This window comes from Streptomyces sp. NPDC007872 (assembly GCF_042868165.1).
In the GTDB taxonomy this organism is placed as follows: Bacteria; Actinomycetota; Actinomycetes; order Streptomycetales; family Streptomycetaceae; genus Streptomyces.
On the sequence record NZ_JBIAEA010000014.1, the window covers coordinates 1 to 14733 of the forward strand.

Below are 14733 nucleotides of genomic sequence, written 5' to 3' on the forward strand. Positions count from 1 at the left end.
GACCGGCAGAACCGGCACCATCGGAAGCATCCACCTTCGGACCCACCGGCCCCGAAGACGACGCCTCCCCCACCACACCATCGACAACAGACATGCTTTCCTCTTTCAGTTCTTCGTGGCGGCCGTGGCGTCGTGGCCGGGCCGGTTGCTTTCGACTTCCGCCGCCATCTCGTGCCAGATCTGGCGGCAGCGGGCGGCGGCGACGGCGACCGTCGCGATCTGGTGCGCGGGGACGGCGGCGGTGATCCGGGCGGCGCTCTGCTGCGCCACCAGGTGGAGATCGAGGAGCCGCAGAAGGAGCCGCCCGTCGGCGGAGTTCCGCAGTGACGGCTCGTGGCAGAGCCGCTTCACCAGGGCCGGGAAATCCGAGAGGTCCGTCCCCCTCGCGCTTTCCCTTCCTTTCGAAGGCTTCTCTTCCTCCTCTTTCCTCCGCGCCGCTCCCCTGCTTTCCCCGTCCCTTTCGGGAACGGGTTCCTGTCCGTTCTCGATGCGGCGCTTCACGTCCCGCACCGTGCTGGGCGAGATGCCGGCCCGGCGCCCGACCTCGCGGAGCGAGGAATCGGGTGCGCTGCGCAGGATCTCGGCCGCGCGCCGGCGCCGTTGATCGGCGTCGACCGGCCGCAGCCGTCCGTCCCGGCCGAGGCGGTGCATCGGGTCCGTCGCCTGCCGCGCGCCTTTGCGCAGCTCGGCGACGGACTTCGGAGACAGTCCGGCGGCCCGTGCGACGGAGCGGTCCGACCAGTGCGGATGCGTCCGCAGGATGCGGGCGGCGGCCGCCGTGCGGTCGGGGTGCGTCAGCGGGAGGCCGTGCCGGACGTTCTCCCGTACGGTGCGGACGAAGGCCTGCTCCAGCGGTTCGTCGCAGAACCGGACGGCGATGTCGGTGTCACCCCGCAGGTGCGCGGCGTGGAACCGGTGGACGCCGTCGAGAATCGCCATGGTGGGGCGATGGACCAGGATCGGCGGGAATTCGCCGGATGCGGCGAGTGCCCGCGTGTGCCTTTCGTCGGGACCGTCCTGCCTGACCCGGATGACGTTCTTCAATGCGGTCAGGGGGACGCGGTGGGGGGATTCGCTGTTTCCTTCCTGCGGTCGCGTCGGGCTCTGTATTCGCTCGTGGACCATACGGAGGTCTCCTGTCGTTATCCATCCGGTGGGGCCGGACCACGACGACCTCGCCAACTCGTGGAAGGTGTCGGCGGGGACGTCGGTGTCCAACCGGCGCTCCGGAGGCAGTTGGACGCGTCAGGCGGTGAGCGCCGCCGGCCGGAGCTCCACCGGCCGCTCGTCCACCGACCGGTGCTCCACCGGCTGGTGGTCCAGGAGGAACTCCCGCAGCCACTCGACGAAGTCGGGGCCGAGGTCGCTGCGGTCGGCGGCGATCCGGACGACGGCGCGCAGGTAGTCGCCGCGGTCGCCGGTGTCGTAACGCCGCCCGGAGAACACCACGCCGTGGACCGTGTGCCCGGTGGCCGCGAGCGTCCGGATGGCGTCGGTGAGCTGTATCTCGCCGCCGCGGCCGGGCGGGGTGCGGCGCAGGACGTCGAAGACGGCGGGTTCGAGGATGTAGCGCCCGATGACGGCCAGGTTGCTCGGGGCGGTGCCGGGCGCCGGCTTCTCGACGAGGTCGGTGACGCGGACGACGGGACTCGTACCGTCCCTCTCCGCGGCGGCGCAGCCGTAGAGGTGGCTGCGCTCGGGCTCGACCTCCATGAGCGCGATCACCGATCCGCCGTGCTCCCGGTGCACCTGCCGCATCTGGGCGAGGAGCGGGTCGCGGGGGTCGATGAGGTCGTCGCCGAGGAGGACGGCGAACGGCTCGTCGCCCACGTGCGGCGCGGCGCACAGGACGGCGTGCCCCAGGCCGCGCGGGTCGCCCTGCCGGGTGTAGTGGATGTCGGCCAGTTCGGTGGAGAGGTTGACGGAGGCGAGCCGTTCGGCGTCGCCCTTCTTCTCCAGGGCCAGTTCGAGCTCGCAGTTGCGGTCGAAGTGGTCCTCCAGGGCCCGTTTGTTGCGCCCCGTCACCATGAGGACATCGCGCATGCCGACGCTGACCGCTTCCTCGACGACGTACTGGATGGCCGGCTTGTCCACCACCGGCAACATCTCCTTAGGGGTCGCCTTGGTGGCGGGCAGGAAGCGGGTGCCCAGGCCGGCGACGGGGATGACGGCTTTCGTTATCTCGTTCATGTGGGATGTCCAAAGCATGGGGAGACGGGGAGGGACGCCGTTTCCCGGCCCGCGGGGAGCCGGGCGGCGGGGTGCGTGCGGTACGCGGGCCGCGGACGGTACGTGCGGTACGTGCGGTACGTGCGGTGCGACGCGGTACCTGCGGTGTGCCGCAGTGCGTGCGAGGTGCCGTAGTGCGTGTGCGGTGAGACGCGGTACGTGCGGTGCGACGCGGTGCCTGTGGTGCGGCGGCTGTGGTGCGGGGTCCGTGACGCGGGGTCCGTGACGCGGTGCCGCCTCGTCGCCGGTCGTCAGTGTGCGCAGGAACGGACCCGCCGTCGCGAGCCGCCGGAGGGGACCTGGCACTACTTCAGCTAGTCGGCGAAAAGCGGCCGGGAGCCGCCGAAGCCCTTCCTCACCCCTGCCGAGCGAGGCGCCTTGCCCCGTTTCAAGCCGTTCGCCCCCCAGGACTTGCCAAAGTCGCGCGCAATCCCGCGACGACCTGAGCAACATAAAGAACGCTATTTATGCTTGGGGGGTCAGCGAAACCGTACGGGAGGGGACCGACCGATGAGCGTGCTGTACGAGCGGAGCCCGAGGGCGCTGGCCGACCCCGGCGCGTACCGGAGGCCGGCCGAGGACGCGTACCGGCGGACGGACGACTCGTTCGCCGAGGCCGTGTTCGGGCGACTGCCGCGCGCCGACCAGCGCAGGTGGGCCGAGCTCTACGTCAAGGCCCTGCTCCAGACCCCCGGCAAGAAGTCCGTGCGCAGGCTCGCGGACTCCGTCAGCCACTCCCCCACGGCGTCGCAGTCGATGCACCAGTTCGTCAACGCCAGCCCCTGGGACTGGCACGCGGTCCGCCAGGACCTGCTGCGCCGGGTGGAGCGGACGACCGCCGCCACGGCGTGGACGCTGGCGCCCGCCTTCATCCCCAAGCGCGGCGAGCACTCGGTCGGCGTGCACCGGCGCTTCGACCCGTTCCTGGGCAAGGTCGTCACCTGCCAGTTGGGCATCGGCCTGTTCCTCTCGGGCGACGCGGGCCTCCTGCCCGTCGACTGGGCCCTGTACGTCCCCGAGGACTGGGGAGCGGACTCCGCCCGGCGCGCCCGGGCCCGGGTGCCCGACGACGTGGGCGGGGCCATGTGGTCACAGGCCGCGGAACTCGTGGACCGGGCCGCGTCGTGGACCACGGGCCCGCGCGTCCCCCTGACCGCGGACCTGTCGTGGATGCCGGACCACCACGCCCTGCTCGCGCACGCGGTGCGCGACGAGCAGCAGCCCTTCGTCGTGGAGGTCCCCGAGACGCTGAGCGTGCGCCCCGTCTCGGCGTCACCCGCCGAGTCCGGGTTCCTCACCGTCCGCCGGCTGCTCGCGGCCCGGGGCGGTGCCCCGTCCGGCGGCGAGCAGCACCACGGGCTCGACATCCTCTCCCTGCCGGTCGCCCTGCCCGGCCGGACGGCGCGGCAGCCGAGGCTCCGCATGCTGGTCCAGCGGCAGGCGGGCGGCGGCGCCCGGGTCTGGCTGACGAACCTGACCGACCGTCCGCTCCCGCAGTTGCTGCCGCTGATGCGCCAACCCCGCCTGGCCGCCGCCGTCGTGAACTCCCTGAGCGGCGACTTCGGTCTCCAGGACTTCGAGGGACGCTCGTTCCCCGGCTGGCACCACCACGCGACGCTGGTGTCCGCCGCCTTCGTCCAGTACCGGTTGCGCGACCGGGCCCCGGTGGCGGGGCACGTCTGACACTGCTGGCGTCACTGGCGCGCGCGGCGGCTCCGGCGCACTCGGCCCAGCGCTCCCGGCGTACTCGGCGCCGACGACCTCCTTCAGCGCCGGTGACCGGCGAGGCCGGTCAGGACCGCCTCCCAGATGTCGGTGAAGTCCGACGACGAGTCGGAGGAGGCGGAGGAGGAGGCGGCGGCGGAGAAGCCGGAGGAGGTGGAGGAGGCCGACGACGGCGAGGTCTCCGAGGGCAACGAGGTCTCCGAGGGCAACGGCGCCCCCGCACCCCGCCCACCCCCCACACCCGCACCCCGCCCCGCCCCGGCCCCCCGTCCCGCCCTGGCGAGCCGCGCCTCGGTCGCCACGCCCTCCACCAGGTGCAGGACGAGCTGGGTCGCGGCGCCCGGCCGCACCCCCTCGACGAGCTCCCCGGAGCGGTGGGCGCGTTCGAGCAGCTCGTGGACCCCGTCGCGCCACTCGGCCGGCCAGTCCGAGGCGACGTGGCCCTCCGTGATCAGCCGTACCGCGGAGCGGGCGTGGACGCCGTGGCGGAGCGTCGCCACCACGTCGAGCACCAGCGAGGAGAGGTCCTGCAACGCGCGCGCCCCGGCGGGACGGCCGGCGCGGACCCGGCGCAGCTCGCCGACCCCCTCGCCCGCCACCGCCTCCGCCAGGGCGGCCTTGCTGCGGAAGTGGAAGGTCAGTGCCCCCATGGTGGTGCCCGCCTCGGCGCAGACCGCGGCCAGGGACGTCCCGTCGTAACCGTGCCGGTCGAAGTTGTTCGCTGCGGCCAGGACCAGGACGGCGCGCGTCCGGGCAGCCTGTTCTTTCTTCTTCATGCGCGGGGCCTCTGTGATCGCGGGTGAGGGTCCCGGTGCCGGCGGGCACGCCGTGACCGGACGCGGGCGCGGGCACGGGCGTGCGCACGGCGGTCATACGCCTTGACGAGTCGGCTCGGCTCGGTTCGGTCATGTATGTCCCAGGTGTCGCTGCCGGTGGCCGCGGACTGCGAAGCGGACCCGTGAGCAGGGGCTCAACGGGTCCGTCCGACCATAGGGCGGCTTCCTGACGACCGGCCAGAAAACGGGAGGAGGCCGGGACGTTATCGCCAAGTCCGGTAAAAGTTCCCAGCTCAGGGACTACTTCGCGGTCCATCCCCCGTCGACGGGGACGGCGGCCCCGGTGGTGAACGACGAGCGGTCCGAGCACAGCCAGGCGGCCGTCTGGGCGACCTCCTCCGGTGCCGCGAGCCGCCGTTGGATGGCCCGCTGGGTGAACGGCTCGAAGAGGGAGGGGGTCTGGGCGAGCACCTCCCGCATGAGTTCGGTGCTGGTGCTGCCGACGACGAGCGCGTTCACCCTGATGCCCTGCTCGGCGTACTCGTCGGCGGCGGCCCTGCTGAGCCCGATGACGGCGTGCTTGGCGGCTATGTACGGGGCCGAGGCCCCGGTCGCGCGCATTCCGGCGACGCTGGAGGTGTTGACGATGGCGCCGCCGCCGTGCGCGAGCATCACGGTGATCTGGGCCCGCATGGCGTTCCACACGCCCCGGGCGTTGACGTCCATGATCCGGTCGTACTCGTCGTCGGCCATCAGGTGCATCGGGGTGCCGGTGGAGGTCCAGCCGGCGTTGTTGAAGGCGGCGTCGAGGCCGCCGTGGGCGTCGACGGCGGCCCGCGCGACGTCGCGCATCTCGTCGGCGCGGGTGACGTCGGCGACGACCGCCGTCGCCCGCCCGCCGGCCGCCTCGACCAGGTCGGCGACCTCCTGGAGGCGTTCCTTGCGCCGCGCGGCCAGGACCAGGCGGGCGCCCTCCCGGCCGAAGAGCCGCGCCGCGGCCGCACCGATTCCGCTGCTCGCCCCGGTGATGACCACGGACTTTCCGTGCAACAGACCTTGACCGGACATGGGTCTCCTTGAAAATGAGGGGGGTACGGGTCGGTTCTCCGCCGTCCGCACGGCGGGAGTCCCGGGGCTCCCGGGGCTCAGGTCCTTCGTACGGACGCGGGGACACGGCCCGGACCGGCGTCTCCGTACGCGCGCGCGTGCGTCGCCGCCTCCGTCCGGGCGGGGGCGAACCGGTGGAGGTGGGCGGCGGCCCACTGGGCGAACGTGGTGGGCGCCCGCCCCGTCAGGCGCTCGACCGTGTCGGTGGTGCCGCTCTTGGCACCGGCCGCCTGCCGGTCGGCGCTGGCCAGGAGGGCGTCGGCCATGGCCCGCGGGTACGTGAGCAGGTGGAGGGCGCGCGCCTCGTCCGGGGTCAGGGGCAGGCAGGTCAGCGGCCGCCCCAGGAGGGCCGCCAGGACCTCGGTCTGCTCGTGGGCGGAGAGCGCCCGCGGCCCCGTGAGCCGGTACGACCGGTGGTGGTGGTCGTCGTCGCCGAGGACCAGGGCCGCCACCTCGGCGATGTCCTCGGGCGCGATGCACGCGTTGCGGCTGTGCGGGTGGAGCGCCCGCGTGGTCGCGGCGTCCCGGACGCCCGGCGCCCAGGCCAGGGCGTGCGTCATGAAGGACCGCGGCTGGAGGAGGGTCCAGGGGATGCCGCTGTCCCGGACGAGCCGCTCGTTCTCCCGCTGCCAGGTGGTGACGAGGTCGTCGGCCGCCGGGTCGTGGACGGCGGCGGCGGACAGCTTCACGAGGTGCCCGGCCGACGCCTCGACGGCCGCCCGGACGATGTTCCGGTCGTGTGCGGGGCGCGTGGGGTCGTTGGTGACGACGAGGACGGCGTCGGCCCCGCGGAACGTCTCGGCGAGGAGCGCGGGGTTGTCGTAGTCGCAGGCCACGTGGCGGGCGCCGGGAGGGAGCCCGGTGGTCCGGGCGGTACGGCTGACGAGGGTGAGCCGGTGGCCGGCCGCCGCCAGGTGACGGGCCGTCAGCGAGGCGACCCTGCCGGTGGCGCCGGTCAGGACGATGTGCCGGGACGTACGCGCCCGCGGCGTCACGCGACCACACCCCGCCGCGGGTCGACGCTGATGTTGGCGACGACGGCGTCGTCGGCGAGGCTGGGGAGCAGCAGCGTCCACATGTCGCAGACGCGCTCGATCAGGTCGTCCCGCCCGCTGGCGAGCTGGGAGTAGGTCTGCATGCCGGTGCAGGCGGCGACCACGAACCGGGCGAGGCGGTCGGTGTCGACCGCCTCGCGGAGTTCGCCGTCGGCCCGCGCCGTCTCCAGGTGGTCGCGCATGAGCGAGCGCCAGTCCTCGAACGACGTCGCGTCGTTCATCCCGTGGCTCCCCTGCTCCACCGCGAGGCGCACGCCGGCCCGCAGGATCGGGTCGTGCTGCATGCGGTGGGCCCACACCAGGGTGATGTCGACGAGGCGTTGGAGACCGGTGGACTCCAAGTGCGGCTCGATGGTGGTGGCCTGGGCGTTCATCAGCGCTTCCGCGACGCCCTGCTTCGAGTTGAAGTGGAAGTACAGCGCTCCGAGGGTGAGCCCCGCGCGCTCGACGATCCGGGTGACGGCCGCCCCTTCGTACCCCGATTCGTCGAAGACCTCGGCGGCGGCCAGCAGCAGTTGCTGGCGGGTGCGCGCGGCTCGTTCCGCTTTGGCGGTCGTCATTGGCCCATCCCATCCTCGACAAACATAGAGAACGTATTTTATGTTACCGCAGTCACCGTAGCCAGGCAGTCACCCACGGGGAGAGGGCAAGACATGTCCCAAGCGCACGGCAGCGAACTCCACGGCACGCAGCTCACCACCGCGGTACCGCGTGAACTCGTCCACAAGCGGGCGCACACGGAGGTGCTGCTCACCGGCTGGACCACCCACGCGGAGAACCGGCACACGGTCCGCGCCCAGTGGCCCCGGTTCCACAGCTTCTACTGGCCCCGCGACCAGCGCTTCGACCCGATGCTGTTCGTGGAGACCTTCCGCCAGTCCCTTCCGCTCCTGTCGCACACCGCGTACGGGGTGCCCTTCGGCAACCACCTGATCTGGGACGACTTCGGCTACCGGGTCGACCCGCTCGCCATGGACGTCCCGCGGTCGCCCGGCGAGGTCGTGCTGGACGTCGTGTGCGAGGACGTACGGTCCAGGAACGGCCGCCTGGCGTCGATGCGCCTGCGGGCCACGGCGTACCTCGACGGCCGGCGGATGGGCACGGCCGCCGCCCGGTTCACCAACCACGCGCCTTCCGTCTACCGGCGCATACGCGGGGAGAAGCACGACCTGGAGGCCGTGCGCCGCACCGCGCTCCCGCTCCCGCCGTCCCTGCCGCCCGCGGCGGTGGGACACTGCCTGCCGCAGCACGTGGTCCTGTCGGACCCGGACCGCCACGACCGCTGGCAGTTGCGCGCGGACCTGGACCACCCGGTGCTCTTCGACCACCCGGTCGACCACGCCCCGGGCATGCTCCTCCTGGAGGCCGTCCGCCAGGCGGCCCACGCCACCGGAGCCGACGCGGCCGCCATGGTCACGAGCATGTCGGTCCGCTTCGAACGCTGGGTGGAACTGGACGCCCCCGGCTGGGTCACCGCGACCCCCCTGCCGGACGGCCGCCTCCGCGTCACGATCGACCAGTCGGGCGAAACCTGCCTGACGGCCGAAGCCACCACGTCCCACCCGACCCTGCTCCCGGCCATCCCCACCCCGAGGGTCCCGGCCCTGGCCTGACGCCCCACGACACCCCCTCCGACACCCCACCCGGGCACCGATCCGGTACCCTGTGCTTCGAACCCCGCCTTCGTAGCTCAGGGGATAGAGCACCGCTCTCCTAAAGCGGGTGTCGCAGGTTCGAATCCTGCCGGGGGCACCAGTCCAGAAGGGGCCCACCTCCGAAATTTCCGGAGGTGGGCCTCTCTGACGTCCACGTCCGCCACCAACAACGGTCAGATACGACCGGACCGCCTCTTGAGCAGCCGGTCCGTACGCCCGGTGGGCTCGCGCCCCGTGTCCTGAACGACGTGCGCGTACACGTCCATGGTGACATCGCTGCCACGACGGCTTTCAAGACCGTGTACGGATCGACGCTCCCGAAGCGTCGAGTGCGCCCACGGCCGCGTGGATGTGAGCCGGGCCGCGACGCGACCGTTCTCCCGCGCACCACCAGGACAGGCGCCCTTCCGCGTCCTCCCTTGGATGCATGCCCAGGCCGTGGTCGGGGCACAGGGGCCAGGCCTGCCACAGGAGCTCCGTGACGGTCTCCTGCGCGGCATCGGCGACGCTCGCCAGTGCGGAGGCAGGGCTGTCCTGTGAGTTCGGGTCCAAGTCGTTGCCGTGCCACTCGCCGTTGGCCATGGCGACGTGGACGTTCTCCGGCTCGTCCGCGTCGTAGGACGGAAGGGCCAGCAGCCGCAGGGGTTCCAGCCGGGGAAGCGTCACCGCCATGTCCCGGTTCAGAAGGGCGAGAGCCCGGTCCCACACCGGGTACTCGCCCGGTGAGACGCGGCGAGGCTCAGAGGGGTCGAAAAGAGCGCACATGAGCACCATCCTCCGCCACGCCAGGGACAGCCTCCGTCGCCCAACAGCGTCGCCCCCCGCCCCGCAAAGACCGCGTCCTGCCGGGGACGCCCCGTCCGGGCCTCGGGCCCGTTCGTCGAAGGCCCCCCGTCCACGAGGAACGAGGGGCCTTTCCGCGTACCGGGAGCCGGCGGCGTCAGGCCGACCCCGGCCCCGTCAACTGCTCCGCCAGTTCCCGCTCGCTCTCCTCCGGGAGGGAGGTCTTGAGGACGGTGCCGCCGAAGGGCTCCATGGCCGTCGCGAAGCGGTCCTCGGTGATCTTGGAGGCCATGACGACGACCGCCGCCGAGCCGGGGGCGAGGAGGTCGCTGACCTTCTGGCGGAAGCCGCGGTCGACGCCCATCTGGTTCAGCTTGCCGATGAGGCCGCCGAGGGCCGCGCCCACGACCCCGATGCCGGGGGTCAGGACGATCATGCCGAAGACCAGGCCCCAGAGCGCCCCGGCCGTGGCCGAGAGGGCGATCTGCTCCGTCTTCGCGGGGGTGTCCACATGGGTCTCGCCGTCCTCGTCGATCCGGACGACGGCCAGGCCGTTCAGCTCGACGACGTGGTCGTCGCGGAGCTTCTGGACCTCCTCGAAGGCCTTGCGGGCGACGGCGTGGTCGTCGTAGCCGATGACGATGAGTTCGGACATGGGGCTGGCTCTCCTCTGTACGGGGGTGCGGCTCAGTACCTCTGCGCCTTGGTGAGCCTCGGCGTCAGCACCGGCTCGGCCGGCTGCCGGCTGACGACCAGGGGCTGTTTCCGCTCGCCCGGCGCGAGGTCCTCGGCGCCGGCGAACTGCGTCTCGACGACCTTCCCCGACGGGTCGAGGAAGTCGACCTGGGCCGCGTACGAGGCCTTCTCGTCCGTCTTGTTGGTGATGCTGACGACCACGGCGAGCAGGCCGTTCGCCTCGGCCCTCGGCTTGCCCGTCACCGCGACCTCGCCCAGCGCGTTCCCCCGGCCCTCCACGCCCTTCAGGGCGTCCTCGGCCTGCTTGCGGGAACGTTCCGCCTCGGCGCCGATCGACGCCGCGCGCTCCGACTCCCGCGCGGAGGCCGAGGCCGCCGCGGACGACGCCGACTCGCGCGCGGCGGAGGCCGCCGAGGACGCCGCCGAGGCGAGGCCGGAGGGGGCCCCGCCGGAGAACGAGGCCGTGTCGGGCGCTGTCGGGGCGCCGCTGAACGTCGGGGCGCCGCCGTCGTCGCCCCCCGTGTCGCAGGACACGAGGCCGACCGCGCCGAGCGCGGTGACGACGACGGCGGCGGCGGCGCCCGCCGCCCGGGAGCGGAGCCGCTTCCCGGGGGTGGTGCGGGGCGGTGGTGTGGTGTTCATGAGGTCTCCGGTCTCCGGGAGTCAGTAGCGCAGTACGGCGGCGATGCGGGCGACGTCGGCCAGGGAGTCGTCCCGTACAAAACGGACCTCGGCCCCGGTCTCCAGGGCCTGTTCGACGATCTCGTCCACGATGTCGTCGCGGGCGTCCAGGTCGGAGGCCTCCGCCGGCTCCAGGTGGTCGCCGTAGTCCCGTACGACCGCCCGGTAGTGCTCCTCGACGGCGAGCAGGTGGATCCGGCCCTCCCGCGCCGCCTGCCACACCTCGTCCAGGCCGCCGGCGTACTCCCGCCGGCCCCGGGCCGCGTCCAGCTCGGCCAGGACCGTGGTCGTCAGGGCCGCCTCGTGGGCGGCGGTCAGCGGCTCCACCGCCTTCCGCACGGCCTCGGCGGGCCCGTGCCCCAGGCCACCCCGCTGGACCGGGGTCGTCCCCTGCGGCAGGGACCCGATCTCCTCCAGGAGGGAGACGGCGGGCGCCTCGCCGAGCACGTACAGCGGACGCGGCTCGGAGGCGAGGACGGTCCGCAGCGCCTGGTGCGCGTCCCGGAAGAAGGTGCGGGTGTCCTCGTCCCGGAACGTGCTCGGCACGTCCCCGACGCGCTCCTCGCGCTCCACGTCCTGGGGCTCCAGGCTCCGCGCGAACGGGAAGCCGTCTCCCGTGTGCTCGACGGTCCGCTCCGGGCCGCCGCTCCACAGCGAGACCCGGTCGGCGGCCACGGTCAGCGCCCAGTAGGGGCGTTCGGCGGCCTGCGCGGCGACGAGGTTGCGGGTGAGGAAGGTGTCCGCGAGGACCACCCGCTCCGGCACCTCCCGGGCCACCGTCCACACCTGGTGCTCGCCGGGCGCCACGAAGACCACCAGGCCGTCCTCCGCGTGCACGAGGTCGATCTCGGCGGCGGCCCGCTCCAGTTGGTCCAGGACGTCCGCGCGCCGCTCCCGCGTCACGCCCGGGTCCTCGTCCAGGGCCTTCCCGGCCCGCGCGAGGAGGTTGCGCAGCCGTACGGGGTCCTGGGCGCTGTCGGGCTCGCGGCGGTGGGTCGGCATCACGAGCGACACGGCGGGGTACGGGCGGGGCTGTCGCAGCTTGGCGAGCGCGTCGGCGCTGAGCGCGGGGTGCATGGGAGGCCTTTCGGGTCGTGGGGGAGGGGGAGGGGCGGGGGCCGTCGGCTGTACGGGGCGGGTCCCCGCGCGCGTACGGGAGGGGCACCCGTACGGGTCGGGCCCGGGTCCGCGGAGTCGTGGCGGCGGCGGGGCAGGAGCCGGCCCCGGTCTCGGAGGGGCAGGAGCCGGCCCCGGTCTAGGGGGTCGTGGCCGGGGCGTGGACCGGGCCCGGGGCGTCCGGCCGGCCCGTGAGCCGCTCGGACAGTTCCCGATCGTCCTCGTCGCTGAGCGAGGTCTTCAGGACCGTGCCGCCGTGCGGCCGCATCGCCGCCGTGAACTTGTCGTCCGTGATCTTCGACGCCATGATCACGACCGCCGCCGAACCCGGCTTCAGCAGGTCGCCCACCTGCTCGCGGAAGCGGTCGTCGACGCCCGACTTGGCGAGCCTGCCGACCAGGCCGCCCAGGGCCGCGCCCGTCACGAGGCCGACGCCGGGCAGCAGGAAGAGGATCCCGAAGATCGCTCCCCACAGGGCGCCCGTGGCGGCGGTCGAGGCGACGACGCGGCCGGAGGTGTCGACGTGGGTGCGCCCGTCGGCGTCGACCGAGACCGTCGCGAGCCCGTTCAGGCGCACGACGTGGTCCCGTTGCAGGTCCTGCACCGTGCCGAGGGCCCGCTCGGCCTCGGCGGGGTCGTCATAGCCGATGACGATGAGCTCGGACATCCCTGTCCACCTCCAGAAGGCGCCGTACGGGGCGCCACGGTCCACGCACCGACATCCTTGTCCGAGATGTCCGTTTCCGCGACTCGGTGGAGGCGCCCGGGGGCCCTGCGAAGGTACCTGCAGAGCTACGGGCGGCGGCTCAGCGCAGCTCCTCCGGGCAGGCCGTGCCCCGGGAGAGCTTGTACGGGGACCCCAGGCGGTAGACGCCCGCCTTCGGCGCGACGAGCTCCGTCCACTCGTCGCCGTCCGCGTCCGCCTCCGTCCGGAACAGACAGCCCTCCTTGTTGGCGAAGACCTTCGGGAGCTCGGTCTCCGACTCCTCGCGGGCCAGCTTGGACTCCTCGGTCTCCTGCGGCGGCTCGATCTTGCCGCCGTGCTCGTCCATGAGGGCGAGCCAGGGCGAGTACGGCACGCGGATGAGGACCCGGCCGGGGCTGTCGACCCGGATGACGACCTCGTTCGCCGCCACGCTCTCGACCCGGGCGGGCGGCTCCGCCAGCGGGGTCGGGTTCGCGACCTCGTACAGGCGCCAGTTCGCGTCCGACCAGACCTGCTTCAGGTACGGCAGGCCCTTGTCGACCAGCTCCGCCTCCCGCTCGGCGCCGGAGTCGGGGGCGCCGGTCGGCAGGACCACGAAGTGGACGGCCCAGCGGTCGAGCCAGACCTGGTAGTTCACGGCGTCGAGGGTGTCGTCGTAGAAGAGCGGGTTGCGCTCCATGTCGGCCTGCCGGTTCCAGCCCCGCGCCAGGTTGATGTACGGGCTGAGCGCGGAGGACTCGCGGTGGCTGGAGGCCGGCACGACCTCGACGCGCGCCTTGCCCGCGCCCCGCACCTGGAGCTGGTTGACCAGCGGCGCCAGCTCGCGCGCCCAGGAGGCGTCCGGGGCGGTGCGGATGACGTCGTCGACGCCCTTGAAACCGATCCAGAAGTTCAGGCCCGCGAAGGCGAGCAGCAGCGCGTACCAGCGGCGCGAGCGCGGCGCGGTGTACGGCAGGGCGGCGAGCAGCACGACCCCGGCGAAGAGCATCGGGAGCCGCGAGATGTTCGAGCCGATCTGGGAGTCGATCGCCCAGGTCAGGAAGGTGCCCACGGTGTACACGGCGGCGGCGGTGCGGACCGTCCGCCAGTCCTTCGGCACGAGGAGGAAGAGCAGGACCCCGAAGACCATCGGGAGCGCGGCCGAGCCGAAGGCCATCGGCTGCGTGCCCGAGAAGGGGAAGAGCCAGGAGGAGAGGGCGACCACGGCCACGGGGGCGAGCCCGAGGGCGTACGCGCCGGGACGCCGCTTGTTGAGGAAGAGCGCCGCGGCCGCCACGCCGAGGAAGAGGCCGGCGACCGGGCTGCACGCGGTCGCGAGCCCGGCGAGCGGGGCGGCGACGACCGCCTTGGCCCAGCGCTTGCGGCGCCAGCGGTGCGGCCAGCAGAAGACGGCGGCGACCGCGCCGAGCGCGAACAGCATGCCGAGGCCGAAGGTCACCCGGCCCGACAGGGCGTTGCAGAGGAACGCGAAGACGCCCGCGACCGCGCAGGCCATCGGATTGCGGACCGCCCGCACCCGCACCAGGATCAGCGCGGTCAGCGCGGCCGACAGGGTCCCGGTGATCATCATCGTGGTGCGGACGCCGAGCACCGACATCAGGTACGGCGAGACGACGCTGTACGAGACCGGGTGCATCCCGCCGTACCAGGCGAGGTTGTACGCGGAGTCCGGGTGCCGTCCGACGAACTCGGCCCACGCGTCCTGCGCGGCCAGGTCCCCGCCGCTGTTGGCGAAGAGGAAGAACCAGAGGACGTGGGTGAGGGCGGCGAGCCCCGTGGCCACCATGACGGTGTGACGGCGCTTGCGCCGCCGCACCGGGGCGATCTGCTCCGGGGCGGGCCGCTGCGCCGGAAGCGGTATTCGCGAGAGCGAAGGGACGGCGGGCGCGGGGACGGCTGCGACTCCGGCTCCGACTACGGGTGCGACTCCGGGTCCGGCCGCGGCTCCGGATCCGGCCGCGGCTCCGAGGACGGTGGTTCCCCCGGACGCGGCGACCGGATCGAGGGGGGTGTCGTCGGACGGACCGGCCGTGTCCGACGGACCGGAGAAGTCCGAGGGGCCGGAGAGGCCCAAGGTGCCCGAGGGGCCCGAGGGATCCGGGGGAAGGTCCGCGCGGTCGGCGCGTGTCGGCTCGGCGGTGGTCACTGCGGCCCTTTCCCGTACGTCCCGTCTCGCTCCGCGCGGAGGGTCCACGCGCGCTTCT

At 73.2% G+C, this 14733-nt stretch carries 14 protein-coding genes and 1 tRNA gene; 3 read left to right on the top strand and 12 right to left on the bottom strand.

The genetic code is table 11. The features are described 5' to 3' along the window. Positions 1 to 105: 105 nt before the first annotated feature. Positions 106 to 939, bottom strand: a complete 834-nt coding sequence (locus tag ACFYNX_RS32445) for a hypothetical protein (protein ID WP_388666902.1) — start codon at positions 937 to 939, stop codon at positions 106 to 108. A gap of 306 nt (positions 940 to 1245) precedes the next feature. Next, positions 1246 to 2190 (bottom strand): UTP--glucose-1-phosphate uridylyltransferase GalU, encoded by a 945-nt coding sequence (gene galU / locus ACFYNX_RS32450; RefSeq protein WP_388666905.1) that lies wholly within the window; start codon positions 2188 to 2190, stop codon positions 1246 to 1248. Positions 2191 to 2739: 549 nt separating this feature from the next. Between galU and ACFYNX_RS32455 the strand changes: the two genes are divergently transcribed. Then, entirely contained in the window at positions 2740 to 3912 is a 1173-nt protein-coding gene (locus ACFYNX_RS32455) for a transposase (protein WP_388666908.1), read from the top strand. Between the two features lie 83 nt (positions 3913 to 3995). Here ACFYNX_RS32455 and ACFYNX_RS32460 read toward each other — a convergent pair whose 3' ends face one another. The 4 genes from ACFYNX_RS32460 to ACFYNX_RS32475 form a co-directional block, all read right to left on the bottom strand. Beyond that, positions 3996 to 4730 (bottom strand): TetR family transcriptional regulator, encoded by a 735-nt coding sequence (locus ACFYNX_RS32460; RefSeq protein WP_388666911.1) that lies wholly within the window; start codon positions 4728 to 4730, stop codon positions 3996 to 3998. A gap of 300 nt (positions 4731 to 5030) precedes the next feature. Then, on the bottom strand, positions 5031 to 5798 hold the full coding sequence (locus ACFYNX_RS32465) for an SDR family NAD(P)-dependent oxidoreductase (protein WP_388666914.1): 768 nt from the start codon (positions 5796 to 5798) through the stop codon (positions 5031 to 5033). Between the two features lie 77 nt (positions 5799 to 5875). Next, complete coding sequence (locus tag ACFYNX_RS32470; protein ID WP_388666917.1) at positions 5876 to 6832, bottom strand: NAD(P)H-binding protein; 957 nt, start codon at positions 6830 to 6832, stop codon at positions 5876 to 5878. Next, complete coding sequence (locus ACFYNX_RS32475; RefSeq protein WP_365548392.1) at positions 6829 to 7452, bottom strand: ScbR family autoregulator-binding transcription factor; 624 nt, start codon at positions 7450 to 7452, stop codon at positions 6829 to 6831. Before ACFYNX_RS32475 ends, ACFYNX_RS32470 begins: the two co-directional genes overlap by 4 nt. Positions 7453 to 7545: 93 nt before the next feature. On the opposite strand from ACFYNX_RS32475, the gene ACFYNX_RS32480 reads away from it, so the two are divergent. Both ACFYNX_RS32480 and ACFYNX_RS32485 read left to right on the top strand, forming a co-directional pair. Next, on the top strand, positions 7546 to 8505 hold the full coding sequence (locus tag ACFYNX_RS32480) for a ScbA/BarX family gamma-butyrolactone biosynthesis protein (RefSeq protein ID WP_365548395.1): 960 nt from the start codon (positions 7546 to 7548) through the stop codon (positions 8503 to 8505). Between the two features lie 66 nt (positions 8506 to 8571). Beyond that, positions 8572 to 8647 (top strand) — tRNA-Arg (locus tag ACFYNX_RS32485). A 191-nt stretch (positions 8648 to 8838) separates the two neighbouring features. On the opposite strand, the gene ACFYNX_RS32490 is transcribed toward ACFYNX_RS32485, so the two are convergent. The 6 genes from ACFYNX_RS32490 to ACFYNX_RS32515 form a co-directional block, all read right to left on the bottom strand. Beyond that, positions 8839 to 9219, bottom strand: coding sequence for a hypothetical protein (locus ACFYNX_RS32490; protein WP_388666921.1), 381 nt, complete (start codon positions 9217 to 9219; stop codon positions 8839 to 8841). A 268-nt stretch (positions 9220 to 9487) separates the two neighbouring features. Then, positions 9488 to 9985 carry a DUF1269 domain-containing protein gene (locus ACFYNX_RS32495; protein WP_388666924.1) on the bottom strand — a complete coding sequence of 166 codons (498 nt, stop codon included), beginning with the start codon at positions 9983 to 9985 and terminating at the stop codon, positions 9488 to 9490. A 32-nt stretch (positions 9986 to 10017) separates the two neighbouring features. Continuing rightward, entirely contained in the window at positions 10018 to 10668 is a 651-nt protein-coding gene (locus ACFYNX_RS32500; RefSeq protein WP_388666927.1) for a hypothetical protein, read from the bottom strand. Positions 10669 to 10689: 21 nt separating this feature from the next. Next, on the bottom strand, positions 10690 to 11784 hold the full coding sequence (locus ACFYNX_RS32505) for a chemotaxis protein (RefSeq protein ID WP_388666930.1): 1095 nt from the start codon (positions 11782 to 11784) through the stop codon (positions 10690 to 10692). Positions 11785 to 11962: 178 nt separating this feature from the next. Further along, entirely contained in the window at positions 11963 to 12490 is a 528-nt protein-coding gene (locus tag ACFYNX_RS32510) for a DUF1269 domain-containing protein (protein ID WP_365548413.1), read from the bottom strand. 139 nt (positions 12491 to 12629) lie between these two features. Beyond that, positions 12630 to 14675: an MFS transporter gene (locus tag ACFYNX_RS32515; RefSeq protein WP_388666933.1), complete on the bottom strand. Its 2046-nt coding sequence runs from the start codon at positions 14673 to 14675 to the stop codon at positions 12630 to 12632. Between the last annotated feature and the right edge of the window lie 58 nt (positions 14676 to 14733).

Excerpts from the sequence above, each read along its gene's own strand:
- ACFYNX_RS32445 (WP_388666902.1), bottom strand. The coding sequence starts at position 939 with ATGGCGATTCTCGACGGCGTCCACCGGTTCCACGCCGCGCACCTGCGG.
- galU (WP_388666905.1), bottom strand. The coding sequence starts at position 2,190 with ATGAACGAGATAACGAAAGCCGTCATCCCCGTCGCCGGCCTGGGCACC.
- ACFYNX_RS32455 (WP_388666908.1), top strand. The coding sequence starts at position 2,740 with ATGAGCGTGCTGTACGAGCGGAGCCCGAGGGCGCTGGCCGACCCCGGC.
- ACFYNX_RS32460 (WP_388666911.1), bottom strand. The coding sequence starts at position 4,730 with ATGAAGAAGAAAGAACAGGCTGCCCGGACGCGCGCCGTCCTGGTCCTG.
- ACFYNX_RS32465 (WP_388666914.1), bottom strand. The coding sequence starts at position 5,798 with ATGTCCGGTCAAGGTCTGTTGCACGGAAAGTCCGTGGTCATCACCGGG.
- ACFYNX_RS32475 (WP_365548392.1), bottom strand. The coding sequence starts at position 7,452 with ATGACGACCGCCAAAGCGGAACGAGCCGCGCGCACCCGCCAGCAACTG.
- ACFYNX_RS32480 (WP_365548395.1), top strand. The coding sequence starts at position 7,546 with ATGTCCCAAGCGCACGGCAGCGAACTCCACGGCACGCAGCTCACCACC.
- ACFYNX_RS32490 (WP_388666921.1), bottom strand. The coding sequence starts at position 9,219 with ATGGCGGTGACGCTTCCCCGGCTGGAACCCCTGCGGCTGCTGGCCCTT.
- ACFYNX_RS32495 (WP_388666924.1), bottom strand. The coding sequence starts at position 9,985 with ATGTCCGAACTCATCGTCATCGGCTACGACGACCACGCCGTCGCCCGC.
- ACFYNX_RS32500 (WP_388666927.1), bottom strand. The coding sequence starts at position 10,668 with ATGAACACCACACCACCGCCCCGCACCACCCCCGGGAAGCGGCTCCGC.
- ACFYNX_RS32505 (WP_388666930.1), bottom strand. The coding sequence starts at position 11,784 with ATGCACCCCGCGCTCAGCGCCGACGCGCTCGCCAAGCTGCGACAGCCC.
- ACFYNX_RS32510 (WP_365548413.1), bottom strand. The coding sequence starts at position 12,490 with ATGTCCGAGCTCATCGTCATCGGCTATGACGACCCCGCCGAGGCCGAG.